This window comes from Paenibacillus sp. FSL H7-0918, assembly GCF_038007025.1.
Taxonomy (GTDB): Bacteria; Bacillota; Bacilli; order Paenibacillales; family Paenibacillaceae; genus Paenibacillus_AQ; species Paenibacillus_AQ odorifer.
This window is the reverse complement of record NZ_JBBOWJ010000003.1, coordinates 532,908-550,549: the sequence shown is the minus strand read 5'-3', so window position 1 is coordinate 550,549 and position 17,642 is coordinate 532,908. Positions and strand designations below refer to the sequence as shown.

The following is a 17,642-nucleotide window of genomic DNA, read 5'->3' as shown; positions in this document are numbered from 1 at the left end:
TGTTGATACAGCTTTATGATGGGTACAGGTAAACCAAATACCTTTTTATACTAATAAGGGGGATTATCCAGATGAAAAAATGGGTTAGTCTGATCCTATCCACGGCGCTTGTCTCAAGTCTCGTCGCAGGATGCGGAAGCAATGAAACATCGGACGGTAACGTCGATGCAGCAGGCGAATCAAAACCGCTTAAATTTAGTATTTCGTTAAACACAAGCGGAAACGCTTACACGGAAAGTTCTAAAGACATTAACACCGATAAGTGGGTCAAGGAGTTAGAGAAACGGGCGAATGTCGATTTAGACATTAAGTTAATTCCTTTGAAGGACTTTGATTCCAAAATGGCTGTTATGTTTGCCGGCGGTGATATCCCGGATGTGGTTCAAAATGTCGGAGGGGCTACGGATAAATCGATGGCTGGGTCGGTTCAGGCTGGTGTTTTTATGCCGCTGGATGATCTGCTGAAGGAGAATGCGCCCAACCTGATGAAGGTTGTCCCGCAGGAAGCATGGGATGAAGTCAGCTACGATGGAAAAATATATGGCATTCCGACTTGGCTCAGCAATCCGTCTCGACGTGCTACCTTTATCCGAACTGATTTATTGGAGAAAACTGGCCTTCCGGTACCTGTAACGATTGAGGATTTCTTGAATGTGCTGCGGGCTTTTAAGAAACTCGGTGTGAGCGCTCCTTATCAGATGCGTGAGAACTTCAAGTATGCAGATATCGCATTTGGTGCATATGACGCGCTTGGCTATCAGTTTACAGAGGACAATGGAGAGATCGTACCCAAATTTTATAATTCCGCGAATATGGAAAAAGCACTGAACGTATACAAAACGATGTATGACGAAGGCCTCATTCAGAAGGATTTTGCGACAATCCAAACGGCACAGTATGGTGAAAATATTGCTGCAGGCAATGCAGGGATCTGGACAGCTAATGCGCAGAATCTCCTGGATTTCCGGACCCAGATCGCCGCGTCCAATCCGGAAGCGAAAGTGGATATTATCTCGTCGCCAACCGGTGACCATGGACAAAAAGGATACGGCTTGTATAGTTCGGTCAATACCTCACTGTATATCAACAATAAAGTCAGTAAAGAAAAGGCTGCCCGGATTATCCAAATGTTTGAATGGATGCAGACCCCGGAAGCCAGTAATTTCTATAGCTTTGGGATTGAAGGCGAGAATTACACGGTAAAAGACGGAAAAGTTGATTATAAGCTGCCAGAGAACAAGGCTGCCCAAGATGAAGAGAAATTCCGCACACAGCTGCGCTGGGTAGGGGACGGAACAATCAACCGCGAACGAACTGAGCTGCTTACGGGTGGTAAAGATGTTTTGAAAGCATTGGATGAAACTCTGAGTAAAGAAGGCTTAGGGGGCATCGGATTTGTACCTGATCTGGAGTCTTTCAGCAAGTTCCCTGATCTTGCCTCCAAACGTCCCGATCAGGCACCAAAACTGATCATAGACCATATGGTCAAAATGATTTATGGCAAAGAACCGATTAGCGATTTCCCAAAAGTCATCGAGGAATATAAGCAAAAGGGCGGCGAAGAAATCTTAAAAGAAGCAACAGAACGCTACAAAAATAATGAGGGAATCCTTAATCAGCAAAGCCGGAAATAGAAAGATTCTCAGGAAGCCTCTTCATTCGAAGGGCTTCCTGCCAGTTAGGAGGGAGTATGATGAGTCAAACTGCTTTGTGTGATGAAATCATGCGTATGCCTGTAATCGATACACATACCCATCTCGTCGGCGATAAGCTAAACGCGGCTGACTTCTGGGAAATAGCCGATTATTTCTGGTTGAACCAAGAGCTTCAGTCAGCAGGATATCCGGCGGATGCGGACCAACTTTCGAAAGAGAAACGGACTGACTCTTTTGTTAGAGCTTACCACGCTTCCCGTAATACGATGATGAATCGTGCTTTTACAGCAATCATGAAAGATTTGTACGGTATCTCCATCACTGATTCAGAGTCGGTGTTCAAAGCGGATATAACGGTTAAACAGCAAAGTAACGATCCCGGCTGGGCGCAAAACGTAGCTGACCGTCTGCATGTGCAGCGGTTTATTGTAAACCGTCCGGAGCATGCCAACTTTGCACACATGAGAGAAAATGCTCTACTGATTCCTCGAATTGACTCCTGGCTGCCTGAGCTGGCAAAGAATATTGCAGATGCCTCTGATCCCAGCCGGGAAGCGGCTTATACTCAAGCGAAAAAGTTTATTAGCGAGCAGTTGCACTCATATCAGACGATGGGCTGTCCGGGAATCATGACTACGTTGCCAGCCTTTGAAGCCAATGCTCATGATGTTTACAATCTTAGCAGCGTAACTGAACCGGATGAAATCATGATGCTGCTCCTTCATCATATCTGTTCGGAACTGCAAGTAAGAGGAATGTTCTTGCAGCTGTTTCTCGGCGTCGAACGCAGATGGTGTAATACATCGGCTGCGCCAGTTAACGATCCGCTACGGATTGTTAAACTGTATGGTTTGTTTGAACGGTATTCCATTCCGTTTGAGCTGGTGGTGGCTTCAGAATTAAATAACCTGGATATTGTGCAGGCTGCATGGAATTTCCCTAACGTTCATGTAGGTGGGATGTGGTGGTATAACTTCAGACCCAGTACCTATTTGCAGAGCATGCAGTATCGGTTGGAGGCACTCGCCCCGCTCAAGTGTTCGCTCATTGTCTCGGATGCGCGCTGTATCGAATGGACATATGGCAAGCTGCTGATCGTTAAAAAAATACTTGCGCGATTTTTGGAAAGTCAAATAGCGGAAGGCTGGATCAGCCGGGAGGAGGCGCTGAATATTGCTGCGGAATGGCTACATGGGAGTGCTGCTAAACGTTATGGACTAACAGATGTAAAGCAATAAGCCGTGGAGGGAGAAAATGACTTTTTCATTGATGGACCGAATGTTGCCTGCTCCTTTGAACGGAGGGTTCCGCATGGAGGATTGGTGGGTGTGGTGTGGATCAGCTGTGCGTGGCGAGGATGGGCGTTTTCATTTATTTGCATCCCGTTGGCCGAAGTGGCTGCCGATGCATCCGGGATGGTTACTCCGCTCAGAAATTGTCCGCGCGTCTGCCGATAACGCGGAAGGACCCTATACGTACGAAGAAACCGTACTACCCGCAAGGGGAGCGGAATACTGGGACGGACGAAGCACCCATAATCCGCATATCCTTCGTTATGGTGATAAGTATCTGTTGTATTATATGGGTTCCACTCATCCATTCGCTGAGCCGCAGCCTAATGAAACAGTGGAACTTGACGACTATCGGGTGATTGCCGCTCGTGCCAACAAACGTGTTGGCTTAGCTATAGCCGACAGTGTATTCGGACCATGGATAAGGATGGACGCACCTATTCTGCCTACACGTCCGGGCAGGTTCGACAGCTTTCTCACATCCAATCCGGCTCCTTGTATCCGCGAAGATGGCTCCTTGCTATTGGTATATAAAGCTCGCAAATATGAGGGCAATTCCTATGGACAGATGACGCTTGGCATTGCCGGTTCATCTAAGGACGAAGGGCCATATAAAGTAATTAACAACGCACCGCTGTTTCCACCAGAGCGGTCTCATATTGAAGATCCATTTATCTGGCGGACCACGGACAGGTACCAAATGATCGCCAAGGATATGGATGGCCGGATATGTGGAGAAAAGCACGGTGGGATATTTGCATCATCTACGGATGGAACCGACTGGCAGCTGGCTGATTCAACGCAATCGTATTCCCGGCGGGTACTCTGGGAGGACGGCACAGAGCAGTGGATGGGAAGCTTTGAACGTCCGTTCCTATTATTTCAAGAAGGGGTCCCTACCCATTTATTCGCTGCAGTAGCAGATGGACCGGGAGGGTTTCGAAATGCGAAGCACACTTGGAATATGGTAATTCCACTACGGACAACGCTTTAAGAAATTAAATTTCATAAATATCATCAGTGTTTACAGGAGGAACTAAAATGAGTGAAGTAATACCAACTCAACAAACTCGCGAACTGGTAATTTCGGAGTCTACTCTGGAATGGGCGGATGGCGCTTGGCAACAAATTGTAAATAAAGTGGAAAAGACTAGTAAGCGAATTGGTGTTAGTTTTCCGCATGCTTCCGTGAGCGGAGTATACGACAACATGCGTCCATCGTGGTGGACAGCAGGGTTCTGGCCGGGTATTTTATGGGAGATTGCCGCAGAAGGTAATCAACCGGCGCTGCAAGAAATCGCCGAGCAAATTGAAGAGAAATTGGATGAACCTCTTTATGCCCTTACCGTACATCATGATGCTGGTTTTATATGGACACTCTCAGCTTTGGCCAATTACCGAGTGACTGGTAATGAACGCTCCAAGCAGCGCGGGTTGATGGCTGCTGCTCAACTGGCCAGCCGCTTTAACCTGAAAGGGTCATTTATCAGAGCCTGGCATGACACGGAGAAGATAAACCGGGCGGGATGGTCCATCATTGATACTGTAATGAATCTGCCCTTACTATACTGGGCATCGGAAGTTACAGAGGATCCGCGTTTCCGGCATATCGCCGCTGCGCATGCGGAAACGGTAGTTGAGCATTTTTTACGTCCGGATGGATCAAGTTATCATATTCTGGAGTTCAACCCGGAATCAGGCGAAAAAATCGGCGCTATGGCCGGCCAAGGTTATGCGGAAGAATCCGCTTGGGCACGGGGCAGCGCATGGATGATTTACGGTCTTACTTTGTCTTTTCACTATACCGGAGATAATAAGTTTCTAACGGGAGCTAAAAGAGCTGCGCACTTCTTCTTAGCTAATCTTCCGGAGGATCATGTACCTCACTGGGATTTCAGGGCACCTGATGCAGGCGAAAAGCCGCGTGATACCTCTGCTGGTGCATGTGCGGCATGTGGCTTGATTGAGCTGGCAAAGATCGTACCACAGGCGGAAGCCTCTTTTTACCTGCGAGCCGCAGAACAAATCGTTCGCTCACTTTATGAGAATTATGGGACTTGGGACATTCCGGAAGAGGAGGGTTTGATTCTTTCTGGAACATCCAATCTTCCAGGGGGTGTGCACATTGATACGCCACTGATCTATGGCGATTATTTCTTCGTCGAGGCTGTATCTAAACTCCGCGGAGCCGTTCTTCAGTTATGGTAAGGAACGGAAAAACAACAGAAAACCTTCTCGATGATCCGTATAGTATACAGTCGGTCGAAACTCCGATAGATAACGAGCAGGCTCGGCGTATGGAATGGTGGCAGGAAGCCAGGCTCGGCTTGTTTATTCACTGGGGCCCTTATGCCCTGCCTGCGGGTGAATGGAAGGGAAAAGAAATACAAGCTTCTTACAGTGAGCATATTATGCTACGCGCGAAGATCCCAGTGGCTGAATATGAGGAAATGGCCGCAGCGTTCAATCCATCAGCTTTTGATGCAATGAAGTGGGTACGGACTGCCAAGCGTGCTGGCCTAAAATATATCATCTTTACAGCTAAACATCACGACGGCTTCGCGATGTATGACTCAAGTGTATCCGAATATTCGATCGTCAAGCACACCTCATTGGGCCGTGATCCCCTTCGGGAACTAATGGAGGCATGTCGTGCGGAAAAAATGGTACTCGGAATTTACTACTCTCATGCGATGGATTGGCATGATCCAGACTCTCAAGGGAATACCTGGGATTATCCACTGAATATCGGCGCTTACGATGACGTTCAAACGTGGATAAATGATACCGATAAACGCACCCGCTTTGAACGATATTTGCACAGCAAATCAATCCCTCAAGTCCGTGAGCTGCTGACGGACTACGGCAAAGTTGGTTTAATGTGGTTTGATTGCGGAGGCAAACTGACCCGTGAGCAAGGAGAAGCGTTTTTGGCGGCGGTTCATGCAATTCAGCCAGAATGTTTGGTCAATAGCAGAGTATGGAAAGCACCACTTGGAGATTATTCAAATACATCTGATAATCAACTTACGACTCGTAACCTTGGTAAGTACTGGGAGAATATTATTACGTTAAACGACTCATGGGGGTATAAGAGATCCGATCACCATTGGAAATCCCCTGTAACTATCATCCGCCAGATCATCGATGTTGTAAGTAAAAATGGAAATCTGGTAATCAATATCGGCCCAACAGCAACAGGGGAATGGGATCCGGTATCCGAATCCATTTTGCTTGATGTAGGAGATTGGTTAAATACCAATGGGGATAGCATTTACGGTGCTGGAGAATCGCCCACAGCCAAACCGTCATGGGGCAGATGCACTCTGAAAGGAAACACATTATATCTGCATGTTTTCGATCTTAAGAAGAGAAATAAGCTAATCGTCCCCGGTCTGAAGACCGCTGTTCAAAAGGTATTTGCTTTAGATGGAGGGGAGGAGCTGATTTTCACAAAGCTATCTGAGCAGGATCTGGAAGTCGAACTCCCCAGCTTACCGAACTTTGCCGAAAATTCTAACAACATGCCGCTGGTCATCGCAATTGTCTGTGCAGAACCTGTAGAAGGTAATCCAATCCGATTATTGGAATTTGGAGAAGATACCTTACAAGAATTAGGGGTATTTGAAAGTGAGATCGTTGGTCCAACCCTCCGTTACGATACAGGAAAAAAAGACCATGATAATCTGTTGGACTGGAAGGATAGAGAGGATACCGCAATTTGGCATGTCCGGACATTAGGTCCGGTAAGATTTCAGGTTAGTATCGAATATCGCAGCGAAGAAGGAGAGAATGGTGGTGGCGGAGTCTACCTCATCAAGGCAGCGGATCAAATTTTACAAGCTAAAGTTCATTCTACTGATGGGGTTAGTAATTTTCAAAGCTTTCAAGTAGGTGAGCTGTATTTCCCCACGGCAGGAGAATATACGATTCAATTGCAGGCAGAGCGTATTACAGGGGGTTATTTGATGCAGCCTAGATGTTTAAAACTACTGCAACTATGAGATTTTTATATTGAAATAATGCAAAAGAACTCAAATCACTTGGGTTCTTTTTTTTTGTTGATTTAAGGAATGTTGTTGACATATTGCCCTCGGGTAAATATATTGTATATAAGAATAAAAGTTTACCTAGGGAAACAAATTGGATCAAAGGAATCATTGTTTCTATCGGGAAATAAATTAACAGGATGAACAGAACAGTGCTACATATGAACTTAACAGAGATAAGGAGTTTTTTTATGATTGAAATCAGAAACCTAAACGTAGATTATTTCGGTAATTCTGCACTAGAAAATGTAAATATTGATATCCCCTTTGGGTATACAATCGGAATTATCGGACCAAATGGTGCGGGGAAATCTACATTCATCAAGTCATTGTTAGAGGTGATAAAGAAGAGAACAGGATCAGTTATGGTGGAGGGAAAAGATGTTTCTGAGTACAAACGGAAGATCGCATATGTGCCGCAAAAGAATGACATTGATCTTTCTTTTCCAATCACGGTAAGGGATACAGTGCTGACTGGAACTTACCCTAATTTGCGAATCTTCCAGACTCCCGGAAAAACAGAGCGGCAAAGAGTCGAGGAATGTATGGCGATGGTGGATATAAGTGATCTTGCGAATAAACAAATCAGCAATCTGTCCGGGGGACAACTCCAAAGAGTTTTTATCGCCAGGGCACTTGCACAACAAGCAAATGTATTTTTTTTAGATGAACCTTTTGTAGGCATAGATTTAGTCAGTGAGAAAATCATTGTAAAGCTGCTAAAACAACTTCGCGAAGAAGGAAAAACCATACTCATCGTTCATCACGATTTGCATGAGGTCGAAGAATATTTTGACAAAGTCATCATTCTCAATAAGAAATTAATTGCTTTTGGTGACGTTAAAGACACCTTTACGCCAGAGAATATCCTCAGCGCCTATGGTGCCTCCTTAGGTAATCTGGTGATCAAAGGGATGGGGGCGACAGATCATGATTGATTATTTCTCAGGAGTATTAAACATTCCGATATATGCACTTAACGCGGGATTATCTGCTATCATTCTTGGAATTGTATCAGGGGTTTTAGGAAGCTTTATTGTACTTAGAAAGATGTCATTAATGGGAGATGCGTTATCACATGCGGTGTTACCCGGGGTGGCGTTATCTTATATCTTAGGCATCAACATTCTTCTTGGAGCTTCACTATTTGGACTATTAGCAGCGGTTCTCATTCAATTTATTACAAGTCGCAGCAATATTAAAAGTGACACCTCTATCGGCATTATTCTCAGCTCATTTTTTGCGCTAGGTATCGTCCTAATTACTTTTGCCAAAAGCGGGCTTGATCTAACTCACATTCTGTTTGGTAATATTCTGGCCGTCCCACAGTCGGAGTTAATGCAATCCTTTATTATTATGATTGTTGTTATTGCCATCATTTCATTGCTATATAAAGAGCTTTTAATGAGTTCGTTTGATCCGGTTGTTTCCAAAGCCTATGGGTTAAAAACAGGGTTCTATCATTATTTATTGATGATGCTCCTATCTGTGGTTACCGTATCTTCGTTATCTCAAGTAGGAATTGTGCTTGTGATTGCAATGCTGGTTATTCCGGCTGCTACATCCTATCTCTGGACGAATAAGCTGTTCCACATGATTATCCTGGCTTCTACAATTGGCGCTGTATCAGGGATTATAGGTGTAATTGTAAGCTTTAAATTCAATTTACCTACAAGTGCCACGATTGTTCTGGTCGGCGTAAGCATGTTCGGAATTTCATTTATAATCTCACCCAAAAATAATTTTTTCAGGAAAGGGTTGAAACAAGGATGAAGACCATAAAAATACTCTCTTTGACAATGTTTATCGTACTTCTTACCGCATGCTCAAAGATTAGTGAAGGAGATGCAGACCATGATAAGCTGCAGATTGTTGCAACGTACTCCATTATCGCTGATATGACCGAAAACATTGTAGGGGAGAAAGCTGAAGTTTACAGTATGGTACCCATCGGAACAGATCCGCATATGTACGATCCATTACCCAAGGATACAAGTAAGGTTTCTAGCGCAGATTTAGTGTTTTATAACGGTTTGAACCTAGAAACAGGTAAGGGGTGGTTTCAAGATCTTCTAGATGTGACTAATAAAAAGGATGTTGCTTTTGCAGTCTCAGATGAAGTATCTCCAATGTACCTAACAGAAAAAGGAAAAGAAACACAGGTAGATCCTCATGCCTGGCTGGATATTCAGAATTCAATAAAATATGTAGATATCATCACAAAACGTGTAATCGAAAAAGATCCCGACAACAAAGAATTTTATCTTAATAATCAATCGGAATATGTTAAGAAACTGAATGAATTGGATCAATATGCAAAAGAAGCGGTCGAAAAAATTCCACAAGAGAAACGTATCCTTGTTACCAGCGAAGGAGCATTCAAATATTTTTCCAAAGCTTACGGATTTGAATCAGCTTTTATCTGGGAGATCAATACGGATAGTCAAGGAACGCCTGAACAAATGAAAAACATAATTAAGATCATTGATGAAAATCAAGTGCCTGCATTATTTCTGGAAACTAGCGTAAATCCAAAAACAATGGAAACTATCGCAAATGAAACGGGAGTACCGATACACTCTAAGATTTTCACCGATTCTTTAGCTAAGAAAGGCGAAGAGGGCGACACATACATTAAGATGATCAAATGGAATATTGATAAAGTTATAGAAGGTTTATCTCAATCCTAAATGCCGGCTCCAAGCCTATATTAACCGACCTAAGATTCAGTTTTTTAGCTGATGATTATGTCGGTTTTTTATTGAATAAAATCTACATTCGAGCCTCGAAATATTACGTTTACGCCATGGGATAACCTGCTACAGGAAATATCTTCTTGTCTACTTTTCAAAAAAATCTTGGTAAGGTAGAGGCTAACACTTAATAAGAGGTGAAGAGTTGTCATGATTAAGAAACACTGTTTGTTCTGTGATGAGATTGTTTCCATTGAACCAGAAGGCGATAACGATAGATATATAGGCTGTTCTTGTTCACCAGGCGGGTTTTATAGTCTACGTAGAGACAGCTACGAACCCATTAATTCGCTCCCGCATCAAAAGAAACGCGACATGCTTCATGTAGTATCTGCTTACATACGTGAGCTGACTGATTGTGATGAAAAGATCACTATATCTGCTGATGATTTAGAGTCCATTGTAAATTCACCCAAAATACCTGTGAGCATTGAAGATAAAGGAAACCGTCTACTGCAATATTTATATAGACATTCTGAAGGCCCGGGGGAAGCGGTTGTCATTCAACCCCTCTCTAGCAGCTATAACTTGACGTATTCTCCCAATCTGCAAGAGCTGGTATACATCATAGACAAGTTGATAAGTGATCAGCTTCTGATCAGGGAAGGCATGACCTTTAAGCTTACTGAAACCGGCTGGAATGAAGCTGCGGAAAGCGCTGGAGGTAAAAAACTAAAACCTTGTCTCGTGCTCGTGTCGGATGAAGAAAATTTGTCTACAACATGGCTGGAGAAGTTATTGCCCAAAATAGAACAGTGTGGTTTCCTGCCGCGCTTATTAACACATACGAAAACTCAAAACGGCGAAAAATACGAGTTGGATCAAATCGCAGAAAGCAAACTGATTATCGCAGATTTAACGGGGCAATCCCCAGAGGTGTATTTTTCAGCGGGATATGCACTTGGTTTAAACATACCCGTACTATGGACCGTAAACAGTATTGAGGCGGATAAACTTTTTGTACAGCTTAAGGATATTCGTCCTATTGTGTGGGATTCAGCAGAAGAGCTAGCAATTATACTGCAGCAGAAGTTGAGTTAACCCGCAAATTTCTTGCCATGACTCGTCAAACGAAGCTGAAATTTAAACAGGTGTCTTCTTAAATGAGGACGCCTGTTTCGTATGTTACTGTAAGAACACTATCAAATTTTCTTAGGAAGTGATATTGTAACCGATATAAAAAAATGAGCAAATGTATGTAAATGTATGCTTCAGTTAATATTAGCTCATATTCATACTCTGGATAAGAAAGAGGGATACAATTGTTTTCAAAACGGCAAAAAGAAATACTTTTATACTTAATTAATTCTAATCAACCTGTCACAGCTGCATGGATTTCTAAGGAACTGAATGTTAGCGATCGAACGATCCGTAATGATTTGAAAGAGTTACAAAATATATCCGCCATAGTAGGACTAAAAATAGAGTTAATTCGTGGGAAGGGCTTCGTTGTAAGAGTCTTCGATAAAGATATATTTTCCCAAAAATTAAATGAGTTAACTAATGATAAAATCAATCCTTCTACAGTAGACTTTTCTGAACAAGATAATAGGGTTCTTTATTTGTTGAGTCGGTTTTTATTAGAAAATAAGTATATCAAGTTAGCCACTATTGAAGATGAGATGTTTGTATCTAAATCGACAATCCAAAACGATCTAAAAGAAGTGCGTAAGATACTGGAAAAATACAACCTGAATTTAGTTAATCGGCCTCATTATGGCCTGTTTATAGAGGGCGATGAATTTAAGAAACGAATATGTTTGTCTAATTTTTTATACAAAAGAGAAGATAACTCCGATCCAACTTTCGATAACTTTACTTTGTTTGACAAAGAGGTATACACGAAAATCAAAGAAATAATCATCGGCAAAGTAAATAAATACAAAATTGAGATTTCAGATATTTCCTTGGAAAACCTCGCTATTCACTTAATAATAGCTTGTAAACGTATCGAAGAGGGATTTTTAATCGAACAACCGTCGGTAAATCTTATGGAAGAGTATCCTTTTGAAAAAATTGTTGCCCATGAAATTGTTAAAGACATAGAAGATTTCACGGATCTGCTCTTTTCCGATTCAGAGATTAATTATATTATCATCCATTTGGTTGGAACAAAATTGCTGCCGAAAGAAAATCTAACGGAGTACAGTAAGTTCGATGAAGTGGACTCCATTGTCAGCTGTATTTTGAAAAGTTTACAAACTGAGTTGAATTGGGATTTTGGCCATGACCATGAATTTATTCAAGCCCTGACCCTTCACATTAGGCCTGCGATGAATAGATTAAGATACAACATGAATTTTAGAAATCCTCTGTTAAATGATATTAAGACGAGTTTTCCAGCCGCATTCGAAGGAGCACTTATTGCGAGTAAATGTATTAATTACTATTTGGATTTAGAAGTTGGAGAACATGAAGTTGCTTACATTGCTTTGCACATTGGGGTTGCTTTAGAAAGAATGAAAAATAAAAACAAAAAAATAAAACGAGTTATTCTTGTATGTGCGTCTGGTGTTGGAAGTGCCAAATTACTTTATTACCGATTGATCAATTCATTTGAGAATCTATTGCAGATTGTAGACACAATTAGTTTTTACAAATTAGCAGAAACGGACCTATCCTCGATTGATTTTATTATCAGTACAGTTCCGATCAATGAAGATATAGGTATTCCCGTCTATGTTGTAAATACCTTTCTAGAAGCTAAAGACCTCAAAAGAATCAAGGACGTCTTACTGTCTTCAGAACAGGTGGCAGAAACTCATTCTTACCTTGACGCATCTAGAGTATTCGTGAAAAAAGAATTTACCACAAAGGAAAGTGTGATTCATTTTTTAAGCAATGAGCTAACAAAACAAGGACTTGTACCAGAGCATTATGAATCCTTAGTAGTTGAAAGAGAGTCCTATGCACCCACTAGTTTTGGAAATCTTGTCGCTGTTCCACATCCTTCACTTCCTGTTACCTCGGAAACCTTTTGGACAATCTGTACGTTAAAACGTCCTATTCGTTGGAATGATAAGCAAATGGTGCAATTAATTTGTTTATTAAACATTAAAGAAGGAAACAATGTCGACCTAGATAAAATGTATAAAAAGCTAGGATCATTGATAGAGGATAAAGAGATTGTTGTGCAGATCCTTGCTAAGGACTCTGTGGAAGAAATTATACAATTACTAAACTAGAGTGAGTGAGAAATTAGGTACTGCCTTACTATTTGCAATGTAACCGTTTCCTGTTGATTTGGAAAAAGGTTAGCTTAAAAAGAAAGCGATTTAAGTTTACACTAAAGGTGTTCAATAAATGATAATTTTAGGGGGAAGTCAATATGAATACAATTATGTTAGTGTGTTCAGCAGGAATGAGTACAAGCCTTTTAGTAACAAAAATGCAGAAGGTTGTTGAAGAAAAAGGGTTGGATGTCGATGTTTTTGCTAAATCAGCATCTGAAATTGATATTACTTTGCAAGAGAAAAAGGTTGATGTCTTATTGTTAGGACCTCAGGTGAAATATATGAAAAAGCAATTAGAAACAAGATTAGCAGATAAAAACATTCCTATAGAAGCTATTGATATGTTGAATTACGGAATGATGAACGGTGAAAAAGTACTTGAACAAGCCTTGCAATTAATTGAAAGTAAATAGAGATAAGAGAGGAGTAGAGAGAAATGGTAGATGAAGTGAAAGAGGAATACTATACTGTGGCTTTTAACATTATCAGTAATGTAGGCGCAGCTAAAAGCTTAGTAATGGAGGCGCTTTACGCAGCCAAAGAGGGAGAATTTAAAGAGGCACAAGAAAAATTAGAAGAATCAAAGCAATTTTTTAGAGAAGGTCATAAAATGCATAAATCATTAATCAAAAGAGAAGCAAATGGCGAACAGCTTCAATTCTCACTGATCCTTATGCATGCTGAAGACCAACTAATGAGTGTAGAGACCATTTCTTTACTTGTTACGGAAATCATTGAACTTTATAAGCTTTCAAAATAGGATCAAAAAGAAGTGGCATCGCAATAAGAAAATACTTCTTCGGGAGCGTGCAAGAAACTATGGATAAAATAACGAAATTTTTAGAAGATAAGGTAATGCCAGTTGCAGGTAAAATCTCTGGTCAGCGGCATTTACAAGCGCTTCGCGATGCAATGGTTTTAACTATCCCGTTTATTATTATCGGTTCCATTTTTTTAATCTTAGCAAACCTGCCAATTCCAGCCTATTTAGATTTCTTGGTCGCCCATCCAAATATCAAAACAGCCTTACTATATCCGTACAATGGTACATTTAACCTTGTCGCATTAGTTGCAACATTTGCCGTGGGATACAGACTAGCAGAGAGCTATAAAGTGGATCCGCTTTCTTCAGGGGCTGTGGCATTATGTTCATATTTTGTAGTCACTCCATCAACTTCTTTCACAGTAGATGATGTTGTCACAAAAGCAATGAACGTGAATTATTTTTCGAGTCAAGGTTTATTTGTAGGATTGTTAACCGCAATCTTCGCAACAGAAATATATCGCAGAATCGTACAAAAAAATATAGTTATTAAAATGCCGGATGGTGTGCCGCCAACAGTTGCTAAATCCTTTACAGCGATTATTCCTGGTTTCTTTGTTATCGTGAGTGTCTGGGGAGTTCGCCTACTTGTTGAGAACTTTACTGGTTTTGATAACGTGCATACCATTGTTGCCAAGCTTCTTCAACAACCATTAACCACTGTTGGAACAAGCTTAGCGGGAACAATTGTTGTGTTCTTGTTAATCAACTTATTATGGGCAATCGGATTACATGGTTCCACCATTGTAGGTTCTGTCATGTTGCCTATCTGGTTGCAATTGACCTCAGAAAATGCTGCAGCCTACGCAGCGGGTTCACCCGTCCATAATATTGTTACAGCAGAATTCAGATATCTTATCTTTATCGGTGGATCTGGTGCAACTCTAGGACTAACGATTGCTATGTTATTCTTTGCGAAGAGCAAACAGCTGAAACAAATGGGTCGACTGACGATTGGACCAGGACTATTTAATATCAATGAGCCGTTAATCTTTGGGATGCCTATCGTATTAAACCCAATGATGTTAATCCCATTTCTTATAACACCGATTGTTACTGTTTTGATAACCTATCTCTCCATGGATTTTGGATTAGTAGCGTTGCCAATAGGTGTACTGCCACCGGGAACAATGCCATTAATTATCGGCGGATATTTGATGACAGGTAGTATCTCGGGAATGATCTTACAAATTGTACTGTTTGCAGTAGCGTTTATTATTTACTATCCGTTCTTTAGAATAATGGATAATCAAAAATATAAAGAAGAACAAGATGCCCTTATCCAACAGGTTTAATCCGTAGCATATGTTTTATTTAACAACAAGGAGGGTTTACACATGTTTGAATTGAAAACGACATTTCCAGAAAACTTTTTATGGGGAGGAGCAGCAGCTGCCAATCAACTAGAAGGAGCAAGTAATGTTGGCGGTAAAGGGCTTTCTCTAGCAGATGTATATATTTTTGACGAAAACACCCCTAAAAAAAACTGGTCTGACCAGTGGCACCTCATGACTCATAAACAAATAGAAGAAGCACAAGATCCCGCAAGTGAAAAGTATTATCCCAAAAGACATGGGGTGGATTTTTATCACCACTATAAAGAAGATATTGCTTTATTGGCCGAAATGGGTTTTAAAGCCTTCCGTATGTCCATTGCTTGGACTCGTATTTTTCCAAATGGGGATGAATTAATCCCTAATGAAGAAGGTCTTGCATTTTATGATCGTGTGTTTGATGAATTGAACAAATATGGAATTGAGCCTATTGTTACTTTATCCCATTATGAAATGCCACTTCATCTAACAACTAAGTATGGAGGTTGGGTGAACCGGAAAGTTATAGATTTCTTTGTTCGCTATGCAACCACTGTAGCTGAAAGATACAAGTATAAAGTGAAATATTGGATGACTTTTAATGAAATTAACTGTGTAGTACACCACCAATATGTAAGTTTAGGGGTTATCGAAGAAAATCACCCGAATATTGAACAAGCAATGTTTCAAGGAGCGCATCATCAATTTGTCGCAAGTGCACTTGCAACCAAAGCGTGTAAAGAAAGTAATCCTCAAGCAATGGTTGGATGTATGGTTAGTTATCAACTTCTTGTTCCTTATAGCTGTGATCCTGACGACGTTCAAGCCACAGTTGATAAACAACGTACCTCTTTATTCTTTACTGATGTTCAAGCGAGAGGTTACTATCCGGCTTATACCGCTCGAATGTTTGCAGAAAAAAATATAGTTTTGAAAACAGAGCCCGAGGATGAACAAATCATGAAAGACTATCCAGTGGATTATGTATCCTTTAGCTACTATATGTCTGGTGCAGTCAGTGCACATCCAGAAAAGATAGAAGGCGCAGAAGGGAATTTGCTTACAGGCGGAGTGAAAAATCCTTATTTACCATCGAGTGATTGGGGTTGGCAGATTGATCCTAAGGGTTTACGAACTGCAATAAACCAATTGTATGACCTCTATCAAAAGCCGGTACTTGTTGCAGAGAATGGCCTAGGTGCCTTAGACGTATTACAAGAAGGCGATGTTATAGAGGATGATTACCGAATTGATTATTTAAAAGAACATATTAAGCAAATAAAAGAAGCCATTGCAGATGGTGTAGATGTAATGGGCTACACAAGCTGGGGTTGCATAGATATGGTGAGTGCAGGAACAAATCAAATGTCCAAACGTTATGGTTACATTTATGTGGACCAAGATGATATGGGCAGAGGTACAAAACGTCGTATAAAGAAAAAATCATTTTATTGGTACAAAAATGTTATCGCTACTAATGGAGAACAATTAGATTAATTATTAAAGCGTACAACGAAATGATTTATCTGGAGGCATTATCAAAAGCAGTCCTATGCTGGACTCGCTTTTGGTAATGCTTTTTTTACTGAATTGTTGACATGTGACCATTTGGTGTCTTATAATCAATTAGACACCAAATGGTGTCCTATTAATTAATAATGATGGATACTAGGTGACATTACAGGAAATATTACGGAAAAGGTGGGGGTGGTTGTGAGCGACAATAGTCAAGTGAGAGATGTTTATGACGCTGTTGCGGATCCAACAAGACGAAAACTTCTTCAAATTCTGGCTGATGTTGATGAATTACCTCTGTATGAGATAACGATTCATTTTGAAATGGGTCGTACAGCCGTTTCGAAGCATTTAAATATACTTAAAGATGCTGGTCTCGTAATTGCTCGAAAGGTTGGCAGAGAGACGAGGTATCGGTTGAATGCCAATCCTTTGAAAGAAATTCAAGATTGGGTATCTTTTTATGAAGGATTCTGGAAACAAAGAATTGATAAATTAAAACTTATATTGGAGGAATAACTATGAAACCAGATGTATCATTAGATTTTCAATTTACAAGTTCGATCGAGAAGGTATGGAATGCTTTAACGGATTCGGATACGCTTGCGAAATGGATCTGGAGTAATGATTTTAAACCCGTCGTTGGTCATAAATTTCAATTCCGTGCTGAGCCAAATGAATGGTGGGATGGAATTGTAGATAGCGAAGTACTCGTCGTGGATGAGCCGCATACGTTATCTTATACTTGGAATAGTGCGGGAGAAAGTACAACTGTTACTTGGACTTTGAGTCAAGATTCAGAGGGGAAGGTTAATCTCCATTTAGATCAATCAGGATTTAGTGAAGAGACGAAAGCCCGCCAAGGAGCCATCGAAGGTGCTAAATATGCTTGGACAAATATGGGTGGTCAGCTCGAAAAGGTATTAGCAGAATTATAATTTCAAGAATAGGGCGCTTTTCTGGAACAAGGAAAGTGCCCTTTTTAATGGAATAAATCATGGCAATACTA

Annotated in this window: 16 protein-coding genes; all 16 read left to right on the top strand. The window is 41.0% G+C overall.

The annotated features are described in order from the left end of the window. Positions 1-71 precede the first annotated feature (71 nt). Positions 72-1,634, top strand: coding sequence for an extracellular solute-binding protein (locus tag MHI15_RS22250; RefSeq protein ID WP_341164890.1), 1,563 nt, complete (start codon positions 72-74; stop codon positions 1,632-1,634). A gap of 59 nt (positions 1,635-1,693) precedes the next feature. Then, positions 1,694-2,893 carry a glucuronate isomerase gene (locus MHI15_RS22245; RefSeq protein ID WP_256718969.1) on the top strand — a complete coding sequence of 400 codons (1,200 nt, stop codon included), beginning with the start codon at positions 1,694-1,696 and terminating at the stop codon, positions 2,891-2,893. Positions 2,894-2,909: 16 nt separating this feature from the next. Beyond that, positions 2,910-3,941: a glycoside hydrolase family protein gene (locus MHI15_RS22240; RefSeq protein WP_175623536.1), complete on the top strand. Its 1,032-nt coding sequence runs from the start codon at positions 2,910-2,912 to the stop codon at positions 3,939-3,941. Positions 3,942-3,988: 47 nt separating this feature from the next. Next, positions 3,989-5,155, top strand: a complete 1,167-nt coding sequence (locus MHI15_RS22235) for a glycoside hydrolase family 88 protein (protein ID WP_341164889.1) — start codon at positions 3,989-3,991, stop codon at positions 5,153-5,155. Further along, positions 5,149-6,951 (top strand): alpha-L-fucosidase, encoded by a 1,803-nt coding sequence (locus tag MHI15_RS22230; protein WP_341164888.1) that lies wholly within the window; start codon positions 5,149-5,151, stop codon positions 6,949-6,951. Before MHI15_RS22235 ends, MHI15_RS22230 begins: the two co-directional genes overlap by 7 nt. A 239-nt stretch (positions 6,952-7,190) precedes the next feature. After that, positions 7,191-7,934 carry a metal ABC transporter ATP-binding protein gene (locus MHI15_RS22225; RefSeq protein WP_341164998.1) on the top strand — a complete coding sequence of 248 codons (744 nt, stop codon included), beginning with the start codon at positions 7,191-7,193 and terminating at the stop codon, positions 7,932-7,934. Then, a complete protein-coding gene (locus MHI15_RS22220; RefSeq protein ID WP_036677866.1) occupies positions 7,927-8,769 on the top strand; it encodes a metal ABC transporter permease in 843 nt (280 codons plus the stop codon). The genes MHI15_RS22225 and MHI15_RS22220 overlap by 8 nt, the downstream gene beginning before the upstream one ends. Further along, entirely contained in the window at positions 8,766-9,686 is a 921-nt protein-coding gene (locus tag MHI15_RS22215; RefSeq protein ID WP_036677864.1) for a metal ABC transporter substrate-binding protein, read from the top strand. The genes MHI15_RS22220 and MHI15_RS22215 overlap by 4 nt, the downstream gene beginning before the upstream one ends. Positions 9,687-9,899: 213 nt before the next feature. Next, positions 9,900-10,790, top strand: coding sequence for a hypothetical protein (locus MHI15_RS22210; RefSeq protein ID WP_036677862.1), 891 nt, complete (start codon positions 9,900-9,902; stop codon positions 10,788-10,790). Between the two features lie 221 nt (positions 10,791-11,011). Next, on the top strand, positions 11,012-12,934 hold the full coding sequence (locus MHI15_RS22205; RefSeq protein WP_341164887.1) for a BglG family transcription antiterminator: 1,923 nt from the start codon (positions 11,012-11,014) through the stop codon (positions 12,932-12,934). A 143-nt stretch (positions 12,935-13,077) separates the two neighbouring features. After that, positions 13,078-13,395, top strand: a complete 318-nt coding sequence (locus MHI15_RS22200) for a PTS sugar transporter subunit IIB (RefSeq protein WP_036677859.1) — start codon at positions 13,078-13,080, stop codon at positions 13,393-13,395. A gap of 23 nt (positions 13,396-13,418) precedes the next feature. After that, positions 13,419-13,742 carry a PTS lactose/cellobiose transporter subunit IIA gene (locus MHI15_RS22195; RefSeq protein WP_051490993.1) on the top strand — a complete coding sequence of 108 codons (324 nt, stop codon included), beginning with the start codon at positions 13,419-13,421 and terminating at the stop codon, positions 13,740-13,742. A 59-nt stretch (positions 13,743-13,801) separates the two neighbouring features. Beyond that, the gene (celB, locus tag MHI15_RS22190; protein ID WP_038571015.1) at positions 13,802-15,100 is read left to right on the top strand and encodes a PTS cellobiose transporter subunit IIC; all 1,299 of its coding nucleotides are present in this window, start codon (positions 13,802-13,804) and stop codon (positions 15,098-15,100) included. Positions 15,101-15,142: 42 nt separating this feature from the next. Further along, positions 15,143-16,615, top strand: coding sequence for a glycoside hydrolase family 1 protein (locus tag MHI15_RS22185; protein WP_341164886.1), 1,473 nt, complete (start codon positions 15,143-15,145; stop codon positions 16,613-16,615). Between the two features lie 216 nt (positions 16,616-16,831). Then, entirely contained in the window at positions 16,832-17,152 is a 321-nt protein-coding gene (locus tag MHI15_RS22180) for an ArsR/SmtB family transcription factor (RefSeq protein ID WP_038571021.1), read from the top strand. Between the two features lie 2 nt (positions 17,153-17,154). Next, positions 17,155-17,571 carry an SRPBCC family protein gene (locus MHI15_RS22175; RefSeq protein WP_076125634.1) on the top strand — a complete coding sequence of 139 codons (417 nt, stop codon included), beginning with the start codon at positions 17,155-17,157 and terminating at the stop codon, positions 17,569-17,571. Positions 17,572-17,642 lie beyond the last annotated feature (71 nt).

Excerpts from the sequence above, each read along its gene's own strand:
- MHI15_RS22250 (WP_341164890.1), top strand. The coding sequence starts at position 72 with ATGAAAAAATGGGTTAGTCTGATCCTATCCACGGCGCTTGTCTCAAGT.
- MHI15_RS22245 (WP_256718969.1), top strand. The coding sequence starts at position 1,694 with ATGAGTCAAACTGCTTTGTGTGATGAAATCATGCGTATGCCTGTAATC.
- MHI15_RS22240 (WP_175623536.1), top strand. The coding sequence starts at position 2,910 with ATGACTTTTTCATTGATGGACCGAATGTTGCCTGCTCCTTTGAACGGA.
- MHI15_RS22235 (WP_341164889.1), top strand. The coding sequence starts at position 3,989 with ATGAGTGAAGTAATACCAACTCAACAAACTCGCGAACTGGTAATTTCG.
- MHI15_RS22230 (WP_341164888.1), top strand. The coding sequence starts at position 5,149 with ATGGTAAGGAACGGAAAAACAACAGAAAACCTTCTCGATGATCCGTAT.
- MHI15_RS22220 (WP_036677866.1), top strand. The coding sequence starts at position 7,927 with ATGATTGATTATTTCTCAGGAGTATTAAACATTCCGATATATGCACTT.
- MHI15_RS22215 (WP_036677864.1), top strand. The coding sequence starts at position 8,766 with ATGAAGACCATAAAAATACTCTCTTTGACAATGTTTATCGTACTTCTT.
- MHI15_RS22210 (WP_036677862.1), top strand. The coding sequence starts at position 9,900 with ATGATTAAGAAACACTGTTTGTTCTGTGATGAGATTGTTTCCATTGAA.
- MHI15_RS22200 (WP_036677859.1), top strand. The coding sequence starts at position 13,078 with ATGAATACAATTATGTTAGTGTGTTCAGCAGGAATGAGTACAAGCCTT.
- MHI15_RS22195 (WP_051490993.1), top strand. The coding sequence starts at position 13,419 with ATGGTAGATGAAGTGAAAGAGGAATACTATACTGTGGCTTTTAACATT.
- celB (WP_038571015.1), top strand. The coding sequence starts at position 13,802 with ATGGATAAAATAACGAAATTTTTAGAAGATAAGGTAATGCCAGTTGCA.
- MHI15_RS22185 (WP_341164886.1), top strand. The coding sequence starts at position 15,143 with ATGTTTGAATTGAAAACGACATTTCCAGAAAACTTTTTATGGGGAGGA.
- MHI15_RS22175 (WP_076125634.1), top strand. The coding sequence starts at position 17,155 with ATGAAACCAGATGTATCATTAGATTTTCAATTTACAAGTTCGATCGAG.